The 15,525-nt window shown below is 73.0% G+C and carries 14 protein-coding genes; 6 read left to right on the top strand and 8 right to left on the bottom strand.

Annotation, left to right across the window (positions count from 1 at the left end):
- Positions 1 to 14: 14 nt before the first annotated feature.
- Together ACIPEP_RS05220 and ACIPEP_RS05215 are read left to right on the top strand one after the other, a co-directional pair.
- Complete coding sequence (locus ACIPEP_RS05220; protein WP_083295289.1) at positions 15 to 1,070, top strand: YbhN family protein; 1,056 nt, start codon at positions 15 to 17, stop codon at positions 1,068 to 1,070.
- 57 nt (positions 1,071 to 1,127) lie between these two features.
- Positions 1,128 to 2,270: a glycosyltransferase family 1 protein gene (locus ACIPEP_RS05215; protein ID WP_071303777.1), complete on the top strand. Its 1,143-nt coding sequence runs from the start codon at positions 1,128 to 1,130 to the stop codon at positions 2,268 to 2,270.
- 31 nt (positions 2,271 to 2,301) lie between these two features.
- Here the strand turns inward: ACIPEP_RS05215 and purE are convergent, their stop codons facing one another.
- From purE to ACIPEP_RS05195, 4 genes are all read right to left on the bottom strand, one after another.
- Positions 2,302 to 2,814, bottom strand: coding sequence for a 5-(carboxyamino)imidazole ribonucleotide mutase (purE, locus tag ACIPEP_RS05210; protein WP_071295772.1), 513 nt, complete (start codon positions 2,812 to 2,814; stop codon positions 2,302 to 2,304).
- 9 nt (positions 2,815 to 2,823) lie between these two features.
- Entirely contained in the window at positions 2,824 to 3,936 is a 1,113-nt protein-coding gene (locus tag ACIPEP_RS05205) for a hypothetical protein (protein WP_402716672.1), read from the bottom strand.
- A 28-nt stretch (positions 3,937 to 3,964) separates the two neighbouring features.
- Positions 3,965 to 5,329: a glycoside hydrolase family 6 protein gene (locus ACIPEP_RS05200; protein WP_402716671.1), complete on the bottom strand. Its 1,365-nt coding sequence runs from the start codon at positions 5,327 to 5,329 to the stop codon at positions 3,965 to 3,967.
- Positions 5,330 to 5,476: 147 nt separating this feature from the next.
- Positions 5,477 to 6,613, bottom strand: coding sequence for a 5-(carboxyamino)imidazole ribonucleotide synthase (locus tag ACIPEP_RS05195; RefSeq protein ID WP_402716670.1), 1,137 nt, complete (start codon positions 6,611 to 6,613; stop codon positions 5,477 to 5,479).
- Positions 6,614 to 6,766: 153 nt separating this feature from the next.
- Between ACIPEP_RS05195 and ACIPEP_RS05190 the strand changes: the two genes are divergently transcribed.
- Together ACIPEP_RS05190 and ACIPEP_RS05185 are read left to right on the top strand one after the other, a co-directional pair.
- Positions 6,767 to 7,249 carry a GtrA family protein gene (locus tag ACIPEP_RS05190; RefSeq protein WP_254789528.1) on the top strand — a complete coding sequence of 161 codons (483 nt, stop codon included), beginning with the start codon at positions 6,767 to 6,769 and terminating at the stop codon, positions 7,247 to 7,249.
- A 52-nt stretch (positions 7,250 to 7,301) separates the two neighbouring features.
- Complete coding sequence (locus ACIPEP_RS05185; protein ID WP_402716669.1) at positions 7,302 to 8,849, top strand: DUF2142 domain-containing protein; 1,548 nt, start codon at positions 7,302 to 7,304, stop codon at positions 8,847 to 8,849.
- Here the strand turns inward: ACIPEP_RS05185 and ACIPEP_RS05180 are convergent.
- From ACIPEP_RS05180 to ACIPEP_RS05165, 4 genes are all read right to left on the bottom strand, one after another.
- Positions 8,830 to 10,707 (bottom strand): hypothetical protein, encoded by a 1,878-nt coding sequence (locus ACIPEP_RS05180; protein ID WP_070418459.1) that lies wholly within the window; start codon positions 10,705 to 10,707, stop codon positions 8,830 to 8,832. The genes ACIPEP_RS05185 and ACIPEP_RS05180 overlap by 20 nt on opposite strands.
- A gap of 20 nt (positions 10,708 to 10,727) precedes the next feature.
- Positions 10,728 to 12,035 (bottom strand): UDP-glucose/GDP-mannose dehydrogenase family protein, encoded by a 1,308-nt coding sequence (locus tag ACIPEP_RS05175; RefSeq protein WP_070418458.1) that lies wholly within the window; start codon positions 12,033 to 12,035, stop codon positions 10,728 to 10,730.
- Positions 12,036 to 12,097: 62 nt separating this feature from the next.
- Complete coding sequence (locus ACIPEP_RS05170) at positions 12,098 to 12,646, bottom strand: PH domain-containing protein (protein WP_402716668.1); 549 nt, start codon at positions 12,644 to 12,646, stop codon at positions 12,098 to 12,100.
- A gap of 4 nt (positions 12,647 to 12,650) precedes the next feature.
- Positions 12,651 to 13,451 carry a biotin--[acetyl-CoA-carboxylase] ligase gene (locus tag ACIPEP_RS05165; protein WP_402716667.1) on the bottom strand — a complete coding sequence of 267 codons (801 nt, stop codon included), beginning with the start codon at positions 13,449 to 13,451 and terminating at the stop codon, positions 12,651 to 12,653.
- 73 nt (positions 13,452 to 13,524) lie between these two features.
- Between ACIPEP_RS05165 and ACIPEP_RS05160 the strand changes: the two genes are divergently transcribed.
- Positions 13,525 to 15,120, top strand: a complete 1,596-nt coding sequence (locus ACIPEP_RS05160; protein ID WP_402716666.1) for an acyl-CoA carboxylase subunit beta — start codon at positions 13,525 to 13,527, stop codon at positions 15,118 to 15,120.
- A 13-nt stretch (positions 15,121 to 15,133) separates the two neighbouring features.
- Complete coding sequence (locus tag ACIPEP_RS05155) at positions 15,134 to 15,400, top strand: acyl-CoA carboxylase subunit epsilon (protein ID WP_083403379.1); 267 nt, start codon at positions 15,134 to 15,136, stop codon at positions 15,398 to 15,400.
- The last annotated feature ends 125 nt before the right edge of the window (positions 15,401 to 15,525 follow it).

The following is a 15,525-nucleotide window of genomic DNA, read 5'->3' as shown; positions in this document are numbered from 1 at the left end:
AGAGTTGTCGGTCGATGGACGCACAACAGCCTACGGGGTCGGCCGCAGGGTCACCGGACCCGCTCGACACCTCCTCCGACGTCGCCACGGGCGCGGTGCCGACGACCGGTCGGCGCGCTCGCGTGCTGACCGTCGTGAAGTGGGCTGCAGCGGTCGTGGCCGTCGTGTTCCTGGTCTGGAGCATCGCGAAGCAGTGGGACGACATCGCCCGTGACTTCGTGCGGCTCGACGCCCTCACGGTGGTCGTCGGCATCGTCTTCACCATCGTCGCCCTCGTCGCGAACATGCTGTCCTGGCGCGCGATGATGGCTGCCAGCGGGTACCGGGTGCGCCTGGCCGCGGCGTCCTCGATCTTCTTCGTCGGGCAGCTCGGCAAGTACATCCCCGGCGGCGTGTGGTCGATCGCCGCCCAGGCCGAGCTCGGGCGTGCGCACGGGCTGCAGCGCACCGGCAGCGCGGTCGCGGCGCTGGCCTCGATGCTCGTCAGCATGGTCACGGCCGCGGTCGTCGGGATCGTCGCCGTCCTGCTCGCCTCGTCGACCGGGTTCGCGACCTTCTGGTGGCTCATCCCGGTGATCGTCGTCGGCCTGGTGTGTCTCACCCCGCCCGTGCTCGGTCGGCTCATCGCGATCGCCTTCCGGGTGCTCCGCCGCCCGCCGCAGGACACCACCCTGACCTGGTCCGGCACGGTCATGTCGCTCGTCTGGTCGCTCGTCATGTGGATCGCGTACGGCGTGCAGGCCACGGTCGTGCTCCGGGTCTTCGGCGCCGACTCCCCGACCCTGTTCCCGGTGGCCGTTGGTGCGTACGCCGTCGCCTGGCTCGTCGGCTTCATCGTGGTCATCGCCCCCGCCGGCATCGGCCCGCGCGAGGGCATCCTCGTGCTCCTGCTCGGCAGCGTCGCCGGGGGTTCCGCACCGCTCGCGCTCGCCGTCATCAGCCGGGTGTTCATGACGATCGGCGACGTCGTGCTCGCCGGTGTCGGGGCCGCCCTCGCCGCCCGGCACCGCCGCGTGACCGCCGCCGCCACACCGCGATCCGGCGCCCCGGTCCCTCCCCGCGCGGACTGATATGGTCGGCTTCCGGCCGCGCAGTGCGCACCACAGCACCACGAGGAGGCGCACCGCATGACAACACTCCACGTCGTCGTGGACCAGATCGTCGCCCCCGTCCCCGGCGGCATCGGTCGGTACGCCGAAGAACTGACACGGCACCTCATCGCGGGTGCCCCGGAGGGTGCCGACGTCGCCGGCATCGTCTCGGCGGTCGGCAAGGACGAGCTCGCGCACATCCGCACGCTGCTCCCCGGTCTCGGCGACCTCGACCGCCTGGCGCTCCCCCGCCGTGAGCTCTCCCTCGCGTGGCAGGGCGGCTTCGTCGGCGGCGTCGGACGCGGCATGGTGCACTCGCCGAGCGTGCTCGCGCCCCTCGTCAAGCACGACCGGTTCAGCGATCCGGGCCGGCAGACGGTCGTCACCGTGCACGACACCGTGCCGTGGACCCACCCCGAGACCCTCACGCCCCGCGGCGTCCACTTCCACCGGGCGATGGTGAAGCGCGCGTGGAAGCACGCCGACGCCGTCGTCGTGCCGACCCACGCGGTCGCGGCGACGCTGAACGGCATCCATCGCTTCGACGAACGGCTCCGGGTCATCGGCGGCGCGCCGAGCGGGCGACTGCGGACCCCCGTCGACGCCGACCTCCGTGCCGAGCGGCTCGGCCTGCCGGAGCGCTACGTGCTCGCGGTCGGCACGCTCGAGCCCCGGAAGGGCCTGCAGTACCTGATCGAGGCGATGGCACACCCGGACGCCCCCGCCGACGTCCCGCTCGTGATCGCCGGCCCGGACGGCTGGGGCGACGTCGACGTGTACGGCACCGCGGAGCGCGCTGGACTGTCCCGCGACCGCGTGAAGGTGCTCGGACGGATCGACGACCAGGACCTCGCCGTGGCGTACGACCGGGCGACGGTGTTCGTGTTCCCGAGCCTCGCCGAGGGGTTCGGGCTCCCCGTGATCGAGGCGATGAGCTTCGGCACGCCGGTCGTGCACTCGGACGACGACGCCGTGCGCGAGGTCGCCTCGGACGCCGGTGTGACGGTGGCCCGCGATCCCCGCGACTCCTACCCCGAACGACTGGCGCAGGCGGTCTACCAGGTCGTCAACGACCCGCTGCTCGCCGGGCAGCTGGCCGTCGCGGGTCCGGACCGGGCGCGCATGTACGACTGGAAGGACTCGGCCGCCGAGACCTGGCAGCTGCACGCCGACCTCTAGCGGTCGGTCCCCTCGACCGGGGTGCCGCCGGCTAGAGCGAGTCGCGCAGGCGCTGCGCCTTCTCCTCGACGAGCTGCTCCAGCCCCTCGGCGTACTCGCCGAGGCGCGCCGCGATCGCGGGGTCGGCCGAGCCGATGATGCGCGCGGCGAGGAGCCCGGCGTTCGCCGCTCCGTTGATCGCCATCGTCGCCACCGGGATGCCGGCGGGCATCTGCACGATGGACAGCAGCGAGTCGAGTCCGTCGAGGCGCGCGAGCTGCACGGGCACGCCGATCACCGGGAGCGTCGTCATCGAGGCCACCATGCCCGGCAGGTGCGCCGCCCCACCGGCGCCGGCGATGACCACACGGATGCCCCGGGCAGCGGCGCCGCGGGCGAACCGCGTCATCTTGTCGGGGGTGCGGTGGGCGGACACGACGTCGGCCTCGAACGGGATGCCGAGCTCGGTCAGCATGTCCGCCGCGGCGCGCATCGTCGGCCAGTCGGAGTCCGACCCCATGATGATCGAGACGAGCGGCTGGACGGGGGCTGCGGTGTCGGTCACGCGACGAGCCTAGTCGAGCAGGGCGGACCGCCAGGCGTCCCCGTCGTCGCCGATCGTCCGTTCGTCGCGGACCCAGCGGGCGGCCACGGCGTCGGCGGACCCGGAGTCGACGGCGCCGCGGACCGCGTCGCGCCAGGCACCGACGTCGTCCGGCACCGCCACGACGCCGTGCCCGCGCGCGTCCCGGTAGGACGGCCGGTCGGAGACGACCGCGGGGAGCCCGAGCGCGGTGTACTCGAGCGCCTTGAGGTCGCTCTTCGCCCGGTTGAACTCCTCGTCCCGCAGCGGAGCGACGCCCGCGCGCCAGCGCTGCCGGTGGTCGACGAGCCAGCGGGCGAACGCCGGGTAGTGGCCGTCCGGCACCTCGACGCGGCGGTACCAGCCGGGATCGTCGGCGTCCTCGGTCACGCCGATCACCTCGAGGCGGATCGGCGTGCCGTCGGGTGCGGTCAGGTCGGTGAAGACGTCCCGGAGCAGCTCGAGGTCGGCGCCGTGGGTGAGCGTCCCCATGTAGAGCACCCGGTGCTCGTCGGCGGGGCGAACGTCGTCGGCGGCCGGCTCGCCCGGGGTCCAGATCGTCGGGTCCAGGGCGTTCCGGACCACCACGACCCGGTGCGCGAGCGGCCGCACGAGCGCTGCGAGCTCCTGGGTGCTGACGACCACGAGGTCGGCGCCGCGCACGAGGGCGTCGATCGAGGCCAGCCGGTCCGGGTCGTACTCGGCCCGGGCCAGACGGTCGCGGCCGGAGTCCGTGAAGAAGTCGTCGTCGACCTCGGCGGCGGTCCGGGTCCCCCGCGCGGCGGCTGCGGCCAGGAAGGGTGCCACGAGGTCCCGCGGCAGGGCGTCCCGCTGCACGAGGACGGCCCGGTAGTCGGTCGTGTCGGTCCCGTCGACGAACGCGGCGGGGTCGACCTGCCGGACCTCGGCCGCACCGGTGCGCGCGAGGTGCTCGGTGCGGCGGACGACACGCACGTGCGCCGAGGCGGGGTGCGCCCCACCGCCTCCGGCCACGACGTAGCCGAGGACCGGCAGGCGCACGGGTTCCGTGGCCGGGGCCGACCGCGCCCCGGTCAGGGAGCGACGGAGTCGACGGGCGGCACGGCGGACGAGATCACGCGGCATGCGCCCATCCTCCCGCGATCCGGTGGCGTCAGCGGACCGTGACGGTCGTGCACCCCATCGAGGTGTCCCCGCCCCGGCCGATCCCGACCGCCGTCAGGCACACGCTCCGCTTCCCGCTCGACACCGCCACGGTCGCCCGGAACCCGTGGTTCCGCCCGACCCGGTGCACCCGGTCGACGTCCGGCCGCGAGGCGTCCGCCGTGGCGGTCCCCACCACCTTCCCGCCGACCGTGGCGCGCACGGTGACCGACTTCGTGAGGTCGTCGCGGTCGAACGTCCACCCCGACACCGTCACGCGCCGCTTCGCGGCCGACGCGACCGAGTCCCGGTGCGCGGTCGGCGCGACGGACGGGGCGGTCCGAGCCGGAGCAGCCGTGGCGACCGGCGTCCCGAGCCGCGCGTTCGCCACGAGGGACTTCGCGAACGCGGACCACCACTTCCCCGCCGCCGGCCCGCCGTTGCACGTGCCGTCGCTCGCTCCGGGGGTCTTCACCCAGAGCAGCGCGTCGAGGGCCGAGCCGTCCGACACCACCCGCGGTGAGGTGCCGAGCCCGGAGCCGGGACCGTTGCACCAGGTGCCGCGCCACCCCTGGCCGTTCCGGGACGTGTCGATCACGTAGTGGGACCCGCCCGTGGCCGCGGAGACCTTCTCGGCGTAGGCCTGCTCCTGCGCGGTCGGGTAGTAGTTCGCGACGTTCGTGAAGAAGCCCCGCGCGCGCTGGACCCCGGCGCTGTTCAGCCGGGACGCCATCACCGCCGGCGGGACCCAGTTCGAGTTCCCCGCGTCGAGGTAGGCCGGCACGCCCGCCGCCGTGAAGGCAGCGACCTCGCGGGCGAGGATGCGGTACCGCTGGGCGTCGAGGGTCTCGCTGCACGCGCTGTTGCTGAGCATCGCGAGGGAGTCCGGCTCGACGATCACGGCCGCCCGGTGCCCGGCGACCCGGGCGACGATCTGGTCGACCCACGCGTCGTACGTCGCCTCGTCGAAGCCGCCGGCGGAGTACCCGCCGCAGTCACGCTGCGGGATGGCGTAGGTCACGAAGACCGCGGTCGTGCCGGTGCGCTCGGCACCCGCGATCGCGGCGTCGATCGTCCGCGTCAGGGTCGCCCCCTGCGTCCAGTCCCCGAGCCAGATCGCGACCGGGTACTGCGCGATGGTCTTCGCCGCGGCCGCGCCGATCGGGTCGGTCGTCGCGAGGGCGGTCGCCTGCTTCGCCGCCTCGCTCGTGTCGGAACGGTAGGGACCGGAGGCGTAGAGGGACGACGCAGCGGCCGCACGGATCGTGGCGGCGCTCGTCGCCGCGACGGCGGTGGTCGGCGTGAGCGCTCCCGCGGCGAGCGCCACGAAGGCGCTCACCGCTCCCGTGGTGGCGAACACACTGGCGCGGCGCATGACGTACTCCCTGTGGACGGTGGACCCTGTCCCGTCCATGGGAGCACGCCGACGCGCGGGGGTACACACGCCAGATCGGGTGCCACCCGAGCGGGTGTCCGCCCTTCTGCGGACCGTCCGAGCGCACCGTCCGCGCGGACCGCAGCCTCAGTCGTCGAAGTGGGCCGCTGCGGACCGGGCGCGGTACGTGACGTCGTCGAGGTCGTCGCCGATGACGGTCACGTGCCCGATCTTGCGACCCGGCCGGGGAGCCTTGCCGTAGAAGTGGTACTTGGCCTCGGGGAACGCCTCGAGCGCGCCCGGGTACCGCGCCGCGAGGTCGCCGTCCGCCGGACCGCCGAGCACGTTGATCATGACCGCGGCCGGGGCGAACGACCCGGTGGCACCGAGCGGCAGGTCGAGCACGGCACGCAGGTGCTGCTCGAACTGGCTCGTCGTGGCGCCGTCGATCGTCCAGTGGCCGGTGTTGTGCGGGCGCATGGCGAGCTCGTTGATCAGGATGCGCTCGTCGTCGGTCTGGAACAGCTCCACCGCGAGGACACCCGTGACGCCGAGCTCCGTCGCGACCCGCACGGCGATGTCCTCGGCCATGTCGGCGATGCGTCCGGCGCTGTCGGGGGCGGGGGCGAAGACCTCGGCGCAGACGCCGTCGCGCTGCACGGTCTCGACGAGCGGCCAGGCGACGACCTCGCCGGAGGGGCGTCGGGCGACGGACTGGGCGAGCTCGCGGGTGAACGGCACGAGTTCCTCGACGAGGAGTGCCTGCTCGCCGCCGGCCTCGGCGACGGCGATGAACCAGTCGGCGACGTCGGCCGGGTCGGTGACCACCCGGACGCCCTTGCCGTCGTACCCGCCACGGGCGGTCTTCACGACGGCACGTCCACCGTGGTCGTCGAGGAACGCCTGCAGCTCGCCGGGGTCGTGCATGGCGGCCCAGTCCGGCACCGGCAGCCCGAGCTCGGACAGGCGCGTGCGCATGGTGATCTTGTCCTGCGCGACGGCGAGCGGCTCCGGGCCGGGGTGCACGGCGACGCCGGCGTCGACGAGGGCACGGAGGACGTCCTGCGGCACGTGCTCGTGGTCGAAGGTGACGACGTCGACGTCCCGCGCGAAGGCGAGCACGGTCGCGGCGTCGTGGTAGTCCCCCTCGGCGGTGGCCGCGATGGCCGCCGACATGCCCGGGCCCTCGGCCAGCACCCGGATGTCGAGACCGAGCTCGACCGCGGCCGGCACCATCATCCGTGCCAGCTGTCCCCCACCGATGACCCCGACGCGCAACGCCATGCTGTGTGTTCCTTCCGTCGTTCACACCGTCCGGCGAGAACGCGCTGTCTAGAATCGCTGTTCGGGTCGCCGTCCTGTGCGACCTGCGGGTCGGCCCTCGTGAGCACGACCAGCGACAACTCTACGGACCCGGGAGAGACCGTGCGGCGACTGGTGGCCCAACTGGCACGCTTCGGCGTCGTCGGCGCGGTGGGGTTCGTCGTCGACACCGGCATCTTCAACGTGCTGCGGGCGACGGTGCTCAGCCCGGACGAGGTGCACTCCGGGCCGTTCTGGGCGAAGGTCGTCTCGACGATCGTGGCCATCTTCGTCAACTGGATGGGCAACCGCTACTGGACCTTCCGCGAGCAGCGGCGGGCGGTGGCCACGCGTGAGGGCATCGAGTTCGTCGTCGTGTCGCTCGGCGGCATGGTCATCTCGCTCGGCTGCCTGGGCATCTCGCACTACGTGCTCGGGCTGACCTCGGCCTTGGCGGACAACATCTCGGGCAACGTGATCGGACTCGTGCTCGGCACGGTGTTCCGCTTCTGGCTCTACAAGGTGTGGGTGTACCACCCCGAGCGCGGACACGACCGGGCCGTGCCCGCCGCCGAGACGACTGGTTCCACCGCCGGTTCCGAGGTCGTGGGCCAGTAGGCTCGACGCGCCACCGACACGGGTGGCGTCGCCGACCCCGGGAGTCCGCTCGATGCAGTCCGAACCGCACCCCGTCGTCTCGCGGAGCGAGGGGCTGTGGGTCGCCGTCCTGACGGCGGTGTTCGGGCTCTGGCTGGTGCTCTGGGCGATCGTCGTGCCGGCCTTCCAGGCACCGGACGAGCCCGCGCACCTCGACGCCGCCGTGCACGTCGCCACCGGGTCCGGTTGGCCGGCACCGGGGACGTTGCACGTGTCGAACGCCGTGCAGGCCGCGCAGCGGGAACAGGTCGCCGGCGACTCCTCGACGTGGTCGACCGTGAGCGAGCTGCTCGCGGCGCACCCCGGCGACTCCGCGACGGTCGACCAGATGACGCAGCACCCGCCGACGGCCTACGTGGTGGACGCCGTCGTGCTCCGCGTGCTGCACTACGGCTCGCTCCGCTGGGACCACGCCCTCGTCGCGCTCCGACTGGTGGACGCGCTGCTCGTGACGCCGCTCGCGCTCCTCGCGTGGGCATCGGTCCGGCGGGTCACCCGGTCGCCGCGGGCGGGCCTGATGGGCGCACTCGCGCTGTTCGCGACGCCGCAGCTGGCGTCGATCGGGGCCTCCGTCACGAACGACGCCCTGACGTTCCTGCTCGGCGGCGTCGTGGTGTGGCTCGCGACGCGGCTCCTCACCGGGGACCTGCGACGCCGGACGCTCGTCGGGCTCGGGGTCGCGCTCGGGCTGCTCGTCTGGACGAAGGGCACGGGGCTGCCGGCGGTGCCGTTCGTCGCGGTCGTGGCCCTCGTCGCCGGTGCGGGTGTCGTCCCGTTCCGCCGTCGCGTCCTCCGCGCCGCCGTCGCCCTCGGCGTGGCCGCGGTGATCGGCGCCTGGTGGTGGCTGCGCAACCTCTGGCTGTTCCGCACCCTGCAGCCGGACGGCTACGCCGCGATCCGACCCGACCGCCCGTTCCCCGACGACCAGGGGCCATCGGTGTGGCACTTCCTCGACGTCAGCTGGGGCACCCTCGCCCGGACCTTCTGGGGCTCCCCGGGGCAGCGCGCGCAGGTGAGCATCGGCGACCTCCTCACGGCGGTCCTGACGCTCGTCGCGCTCGTCGTGCTCGTCGGCTGGGCGTTCCGCCGTGGCCGGACCCGGCGCACCGCCTGGACACTCGCGGTGTTCCCCGCGCTCCTGCTGCTCCTGCAGACCGCGAGCAGCGCGAAGGCCTACCTCGACACGACCGAGGTCGCGGGCACGCAGGGCCGCTACCTGTTCCCGGCGCTGCTCTGCCTCGTCGTGCTGAGCGCCGTGGCGTGGCGGCGGCTGCCCCTGCCCGGGCGCGGGACGGCCGTGCTGCCCCGGGTGCTGGCCGTGGCGCTCCCGGCCATCGGGCTCTGGGGCCTCGCGGTCGCCGCCGGGTGGTTCTGGAACGCCGCGACCGGACCGCTCTCGGCCGCGAGCATCGCCCGCTACGAGTCGTGGGGCCCGGTGCCGTTCGCCGTGGTCGCCGTCGTCGCGGTGCTCGTCGCGGTCGGGCTGACCGGCGGCGTGCTGCGGGTGTGGGTCACCCCGACCCGCAGCACGCCGACCGAGGTCAGTTCCCCGACACCTTGACGACGTCGACCCGGCAGGCCTGGACCGGCGCGGACCGGATGTCCTGGCACGTCTGCTGGACGGTGAAGCTGTCCTCGAGCGTGCCGATCGCCGAGTAGTCCCGGTCCTTCGGGATGAGGGCGTTCGTGTAGTTCAGGAAATACTGCACGCCCGACTTCTTGAGCAGTGCGACGAAGGACGGGTCCTGGTAGTCGTACTCCTGGCCCGGTTCGCCGTACATCTGCGTGCCGGTGCGGAACGCGACGAGCGTGGCGTCCCGGGTGTTCGTCCCGAGGATCGTGCTGCCGGCGGGCAGCGTGTGGTTGGCCAGCAGCAGGTCCGAGAGCGGTTCGTCCGGGGTGATGACCCCGCCGAACACCTGCCCGACGGGGATGCCCGACGGGCGCGTGCCCATCGTCGAGAAGGGCGCCTTCACGCCGTTGACGTTCTGGCTGTACGCGGCGACGACCAGGACGGCGCACGCGGCCACGGCGACGACCTGCCGCACACGACGTCCCCGACGAGCCGCCCGCCAGAACGCGGGCAGGAGTGCCCCGGCGATCAGGACCGACCCGATGAAGAGCGGGAGGTAGTAGCGCGCGTTGCCGCCCTGCGTGTCCACCGTCGCGATCCCCGCGTAGCCGAGCAGGTACACCCCGGAGAAGATGCCGACGATGCTCGCGAAGACGAACCGGCGGTAGTGCACGACGCCCGCCACGACCGCGCCGACGAAGACGACGCCGATCGCGAGCGCGAACGGTGCGAACGACCCGATGCGGTTGAAGTAGTAGGGCAACGCCTCGAGCCGCTGCTCGACGTAGTACCGCACCTTGCCGACGAGGGTCGTGGTGTGGCTCTCGGTCGGAGCGGCCTCGGCACCCGGCTGCGGCACCGCGGGCAGCGTGCGCTCGGCCTCGAGGATCCCGGCGTCGTAGATCGACGGCGTCCGGTCCTCGTTCGGCGACACCGCGCGGGCGTTCGGCGGCGTCGCGATGCGGTACTCGTCGCCGTCGGTGCTCGACGTGTCGCTGAACTTGCCGGAGACGTTCACGGTCAGCGACGAGCCGACCTCGATGCCGCCGAACTTCACCGACAGGGCGATGACCCACGGCGCGGAGACCAGGACCACGGCGACGAGGGCGACGACGGGCAGCAGGACGGACCGGCGCTCGCGGGCCTCGGGGCGGTCCTGGAACCAGCGGACGACCGCCCACACCGGCACCACCACGAGGAACACCGGGACGAGGAACGCCTTCGTGAAGTACCCGAACGCGCACACGGCGCCGAGCAGCACCGCGGTGAGCACGATCCGTCGCACCGAGCCGTGCCAGGCGCGGTCGGCAGCGAGCAGGGCCCAGAGGAACCCGAGGCACCACACGAGCACGAGGGTGTCCGGGGTCTGCAGGCTGACGTTCGCCATGAGGAGCGGGGCCGTCGCGGCGATCGACCACGCGGCGGTCCAGCCGTTGCCGGTCGTCCGGAGCAGCAGCCAGGCCCCCATCGCCATCACGGCGACGCAGGACAGCGTGTTCACGATCGCGAAGGCCGTGGTCTGCCCGACGCCGACGGCGATGAACGGCGCCATCAGCCAGGACACCATCGGCGACCAGTAGCCGTTCACGGCGTCCGCCCAGTGCCACTCGGCGTACTGCTTCGCGATCGACATGTAGGAGATGCCGTCGATGTTCGTCATCTCGAGCCGCGTGCGGAACGCGATCACGGCGACGAGTAGTGAGGCGACGAGGAGCAGTGCACCGTTCGCGAGCAGGGACACCCGTGACGGGCGCCGTCCCTCGTGGAAGGCCCCGAAGCGGCGTCGGTGCTCCACGGGAGCGTCGACGACCGGGTCCTCGGTCGTCACGGCGTCGTCGATCGTCATGCTGCTCCCCCGCGCGGTGTTCAGCGGCCCATGCCGCGGTAGGTGAAGCCGGCAGCCGTCCAGGCGTCGCGGTCGAGGCAGTTGCGCCCGTCGATCACGACGGGCGTCGCCACGAGCGAGGCGGCCACGGCCGGGTCGAGCTCGCGGAACTCGGTCCACTCGGTGAGGACGAGCACGAGGTCGGCGTCACGCAGGGCATCGGTCGCGCTCTCGGTGTAGTCGAGCTCGGGGTGCACGCGGCGCGCCGTGACGACGGCTTCCGGGTCGTACGCGGCGACCGAGGCACCGAGGCCCAGCAGCCGGGCGGCGATGTCGAGTGCTGGCGAGTCACGGACGTCGTCGGAGTTCGGCTTGAAGGCCAGGCCGAGCACGGCGACGCGCTTGCCCGCGACGGCCCCGCCGAGGAGCTCCTGCGCGAGCTCGACGACGTGCGCGCGACGACGGAGGTTCGTGGCGTCCACGTCGGCCAGGAAGGCCAGGGACTCCCCGACACCGAGCTCGTCAGCCCGCGCCTGGAACGCCCGGATGTCCTTCGGCAGGCAGCCGCCGCCGAAGCCGAGGCCGGCGTTGAGGAACTTGCGGCCGATGCGGGCGTCGTGGCCGATCGCGTCGGCGAGCGCCGTGACGTCGGCACCGGCGACCTCGGCGATCTCGGCCATCGAGTTGATGAACGAGATCTTCGTCGCGAGGAACGCGTTCGCGCTGATCTTCACGAGCTCGGCCGTGGGCAGGTTGACCACGAGCCGGGGCGTGCCGCTCGCCAGGGCCTCGGCGTAGACCTCGTCGAGGGCCTCGACCGCGGCCTGCCCGGCGTCGCCGTCGGGTACGCCGTAGACGAAGCGGTCCGGGCTGATCGTGTCCTGCACCGCGAAGCCCTCGCGGAGGAACTCGGGGTTCCAGACGAGCGTCGCACCGGGGACCGCCTCGGACACCTCGGCTGCGAGGCGCGCGGCCGTGCCGACGGGGACCGTCGACTTGCCGACGACGAACTCGCCGGCGGCGAGGTGCGGCGTGAGCGCGGCGACGGCGGCGTCGACGTACGTGAGGTCCGCGGCGCCGGTCGGCCCCTGCGGCGTGCCGACGGCGAGGAAGTGCACCCGCGCACCGGCGACCTCGGCCATGTCGGTGGTGAAGCGGATGCGGCCGGAGGCCAGCGCCTCGCTCAGGATCTCGGGGAGTCCGGGCTCGAAGAAGGGAGCCTCACCCGCGGCGAGCCGCTCGATCTTGACCGGGTCGACGTCGACTGCGACGACTTCGTGCCCGAGCTTGGCCATGGAGGCGGCGTGCACGGCACCGAGGTAACCGCAGCCGATGACAGAGATACGCACGGGAAGACGGTACCGGAACCTCGGCGCAGTTCTCGTCCGCACCGCCCGCTGTCGAGACATCGTCAGGGTCTGACGTCGCCCCATCGCGGTCGATCCACCCCGCCGACGATCTCGTCCCAGTCGGGTTCGCGGTGCCGTCGCCGGGCCTCGTGCGCCTCGACGAGGTCGTGCAGGACCGCCACGACGAGGTCCGCGTGCGGCACGTCGCCGAGCACCAGGGCCGGCTCGTCGCCGGGGAACACGAGGACGTCGCCGGACCGGAACACCCCCTGCAGGCCGCGGCGACGCACCGTCACGTCGTAGCCCCGCGAGTGCAGGAGCTCCCGCCGGGTGCGCGTGCCGAGTCCGTGCACGACGACGAGGCGCCTGGTGGTCACCACGTAGCGCTCCGACATCCAGCGGAACAGCGGCATCGCGCCGCCGAGGAACACGAGGAGCACCACGAGACCGGCGACGACGGCGTTCAGCCAGGCGAGCTGTGCCCGGAACACCCCGAAGCCGAACCCGCCGGCGAGCATGACGAGCACCACGAACACCGCGGGGCGCACGAGCCGGCGAGCGTGCGGGCGCAGCCGCGCGACCACGCGTTCGGGCGGCGGCTCGTCGGTCATGCCGTCATGCATACCGCAGGTGGGTGACGTCCCCCACGGCGACGCCCCTGGAGACGCCCGCTCGATCCCGGATCGTGATCCGGCCCTCGTCGTCGATGCCGGTCGCGTCCCCCTCCGAGGTGGTGCCGTCCGGCAGCTCGAGGCGCACCCGCTGCCCGATCGTGCCGCAGGCCGACCGGACGTGGGACCGGACCCCGTCCGCGGCCGCACCGCCGGCGACCAGGGCGACCACGGCCTCCTGGACCGCGCGGAGGAACGCGGACAGCACACGGTCGGCGAGGTCCGGTGCCGAGCCCGTCGCGCCGGCGACCGCGAGCGAGGTCGCCGTCGGCGTCGGCAGCCGGTCGGCGGGGATGGTCAGGTTCACGCCGGCGCCGACGACGACGCTGCCGTCGGCGGCGACCTGGCAGAGGATGCCGCAGACCTTGCGGCCGTCGATCTGGACGTCGTTGGGCCACTTCACCGCGACACGCTCCGGACCGTGCAGCACGGCGACGACCGCGTCGCGCATCGCGGCGCCGGCGACGAGCGGCAGCCATCCGCGGTCGCGGTCGTCGAGGTCCGCGCGGACGAGCACGCTCGCCGCGAGCGTCTGGCCGGCGGGCGCCGACCAGGTCCGGTCGAGGCGGCCGCGACCCGCGGTCTGGTCGAGCGTCGCCACGACGCTGCCGTGCGGCTGCGTCGTCGCGAGGGCGAGCAGGTCTGCGTTCGTCGACCCGGTCGTCACCGGCTCGGTGAGCACCGCGCCCGCGGCCTCGACGACGGTTCGACTCAGCGGGAACGTCGACGACGCAGGTGTGGACATGCAGCAAATCTACGGGCAGGAACCGTGGGGGTCCTCCAACCGACCCCGCCGTCGCCGCCGGTAGGGTGAGCGGGTGACCCCAGGAGACACCCCCGATCTCTCGACGACGGCCGGCCGGCTCGCCGACCTCCGCGAGCGGTACCACGAAGCAGTGACCGCCGCGGGCGAGGCCGCCATCGCGAAGCAGCACGCCAAGGGCAAGACCACGGCGCGCGAACGCATCGAGCAGCTGCTCGACGAGAACTCCTTCGTGGAGCTCGACGAGTTCGTCCGCCACCGCACCCACGCCTTCGGCATGGAGTCGAAGCGGCCCTACGGCGACGCGGTCGTCACCGGCTTCGGCACCATCCACGGCCGCAACGTCGCCGTGTACGCGCAGGACTTCACCGTCTTCGGCGGCTCCCTCGGCGAGGTCGCCGGCGAGAAGATCATCAAGGTGATGGAGCACGCGCTGAAGACCGGCGTGCCGATCGTCGGCATCCTCGACTCCGGTGGCGCGCGCATCCAGGAAGGCGTCGTCGCCCTCGGCAAGTACGGCGAGATCTTCCGCCTCAACACCCAGGCCTCCGGCGTCATCCCGCAGATCTCGATCGTGATGGGCCCGGCGGCGGGCGGAGCGGTGTACTCCCCCGCCCTCACCGACTTCGTGATCATGGTCGACAAGACCAGCCACATGTTCGTCACCGGCCCCGACGTCATCAAGACCGTCACCGGCGAGGACGTCGGCTTCGAGGAGCTCGGCGGCGCGCAGACGCACAACGCGATCTCCGGCGTCGCGCACTACCTCGCCGAGGACGAGTCCGACGCGCTCGACTACGCCCGCTCGCTCATCGGCTTCCTGCCGGACAACAACCTGTCCGACGCGCCGGCCTACGACGTCGCGCCCGAGCTCGAGACGACCGACGCCGACCGCGAGCTCGACGTCGTCATCCCGGACTCCACGAACCAGCCGTACGACGTGACGACGATCATCGAGCACATCGTCGACGACGGCGAGTTCCTCGAGGTCCAGCCGCTCTTCGCGCCGAACATCCTCATCGGCTTCGGTCGGGTCGAGGGCCGCACGGTCGGCATCATCGCGAACCAGCCGCAGGCGATGGCCGGCACGCTGAACATCGACGCCGGCGAGAAGGCCGCGCGCTTCGTCCGGTTCTGCGACGCGTTCGGCATCCCGATCCTCACCCTCGTCGACGTGCCCGGCTACCTGCCCGGCACCGACCAGGAGTGGACCGGTGTCATCCGCCGCGGTGCCAAGCTCCTCTACGCCTACGCCGAGGCCACCGTGCCGCTCGTCACCGTCATCACCCGCAAGGCGTACGGCGGCGCGTACATCGTCATGGGCTCGAAGCAGCTCGGTGCCGACATCAACCTCGCGTGGCCGACCGCCGAGATCGCGGTGATGGGTGGCCAGGGCGCCGTCAACATCCTGTACCGCGCCGAGATCAAGCGCGCCGAGGAGTCCGGCGAGGACGTCGCGGCCGTCCGTGCGAAGCTCGCGAACGAGTACACGTACAACGTCGCGTCCCCGTACCTCGCCGCCGAGCGCGGCGAGCTCGACGGGATCATCCAGCCGCACGCGACGCGCGTCTCGGTCGTCAAGGCGCTGCGGGCCCTCCGTGGCAAGCGCGCGACGCTGCCGCCCAAGAAGCACGGGAACATCCCGCTGTGACGGGCGCACGCTGATGGGCCGCCACGCAGCCGTGGTCCCCGCGGTCCCCGTCGACCAGGCGGTCGCAGCGGCCGCCGACGTCCGTGTCGTCTCCGGCGAGCCCACGCCGGAGGAGCTCGCCGCCGTCATCGCCGTCCTCCAGCGTCAGGCGGACGAGGCGGCGTCGCTCGGCCGTCCCGAGGTCACCGTGTCGCCGCGCTCGGGGTGGGACGTGTCCGCCCGGGGCCTCCGCCGACCGCTCGAGCACGGTGCCGGCGCCTGGAGCCGATCGCTCCGCTGAGCCGCTCCGGGGGCTTGCGCGTGCCGCACGGTGCGGGCGACCATGTACCCCTGGGTACCGGGCGGTCTCGGCAGCCCGACCGCGGGATTCCCGGTCGGTCTCCCCGCAGACGGGGGACAGCAGGG

This window comes from Curtobacterium sp. NPDC087082 (assembly GCF_044745045.1).
GTDB lineage: Bacteria > Actinomycetota > Actinomycetes > Actinomycetales > Microbacteriaceae > Curtobacterium.
This window is presented reverse-complemented; position numbering and strand designations above follow the sequence as displayed.

Coding starts and splice junctions, on each gene's coding strand:
- ACIPEP_RS05165 (WP_402716667.1), bottom strand. CDS start 13,451: ATGTCCACACCTGCGTCGTCGACGTTCCCGCTGAGTCGAACCGTCGTC.
- ACIPEP_RS05200 (WP_402716671.1), bottom strand. CDS start 5,329: ATGCGCCGCGCCAGTGTGTTCGCCACCACGGGAGCGGTGAGCGCCTTC.
- ACIPEP_RS05220 (WP_083295289.1), top strand. CDS start 15: ATGGACGCACAACAGCCTACGGGGTCGGCCGCAGGGTCACCGGACCCG.
- ACIPEP_RS05155 (WP_083403379.1), top strand. CDS start 15,134: ATGGGCCGCCACGCAGCCGTGGTCCCCGCGGTCCCCGTCGACCAGGCG.
- ACIPEP_RS05180 (WP_070418459.1), bottom strand. CDS start 10,707: ATGACGATCGACGACGCCGTGACGACCGAGGACCCGGTCGTCGACGCT.
- ACIPEP_RS05185 (WP_402716669.1), top strand. CDS start 7,302: ATGCAGTCCGAACCGCACCCCGTCGTCTCGCGGAGCGAGGGGCTGTGG.
- ACIPEP_RS05195 (WP_402716670.1), bottom strand. CDS start 6,613: ATGGCGTTGCGCGTCGGGGTCATCGGTGGGGGACAGCTGGCACGGATG.
- ACIPEP_RS05205 (WP_402716672.1), bottom strand. CDS start 3,936: ATGCCGCGTGATCTCGTCCGCCGTGCCGCCCGTCGACTCCGTCGCTCC.
- ACIPEP_RS05170 (WP_402716668.1), bottom strand. CDS start 12,646: ATGACCGACGAGCCGCCGCCCGAACGCGTGGTCGCGCGGCTGCGCCCG.
- ACIPEP_RS05215 (WP_071303777.1), top strand. CDS start 1,128: ATGACAACACTCCACGTCGTCGTGGACCAGATCGTCGCCCCCGTCCCC.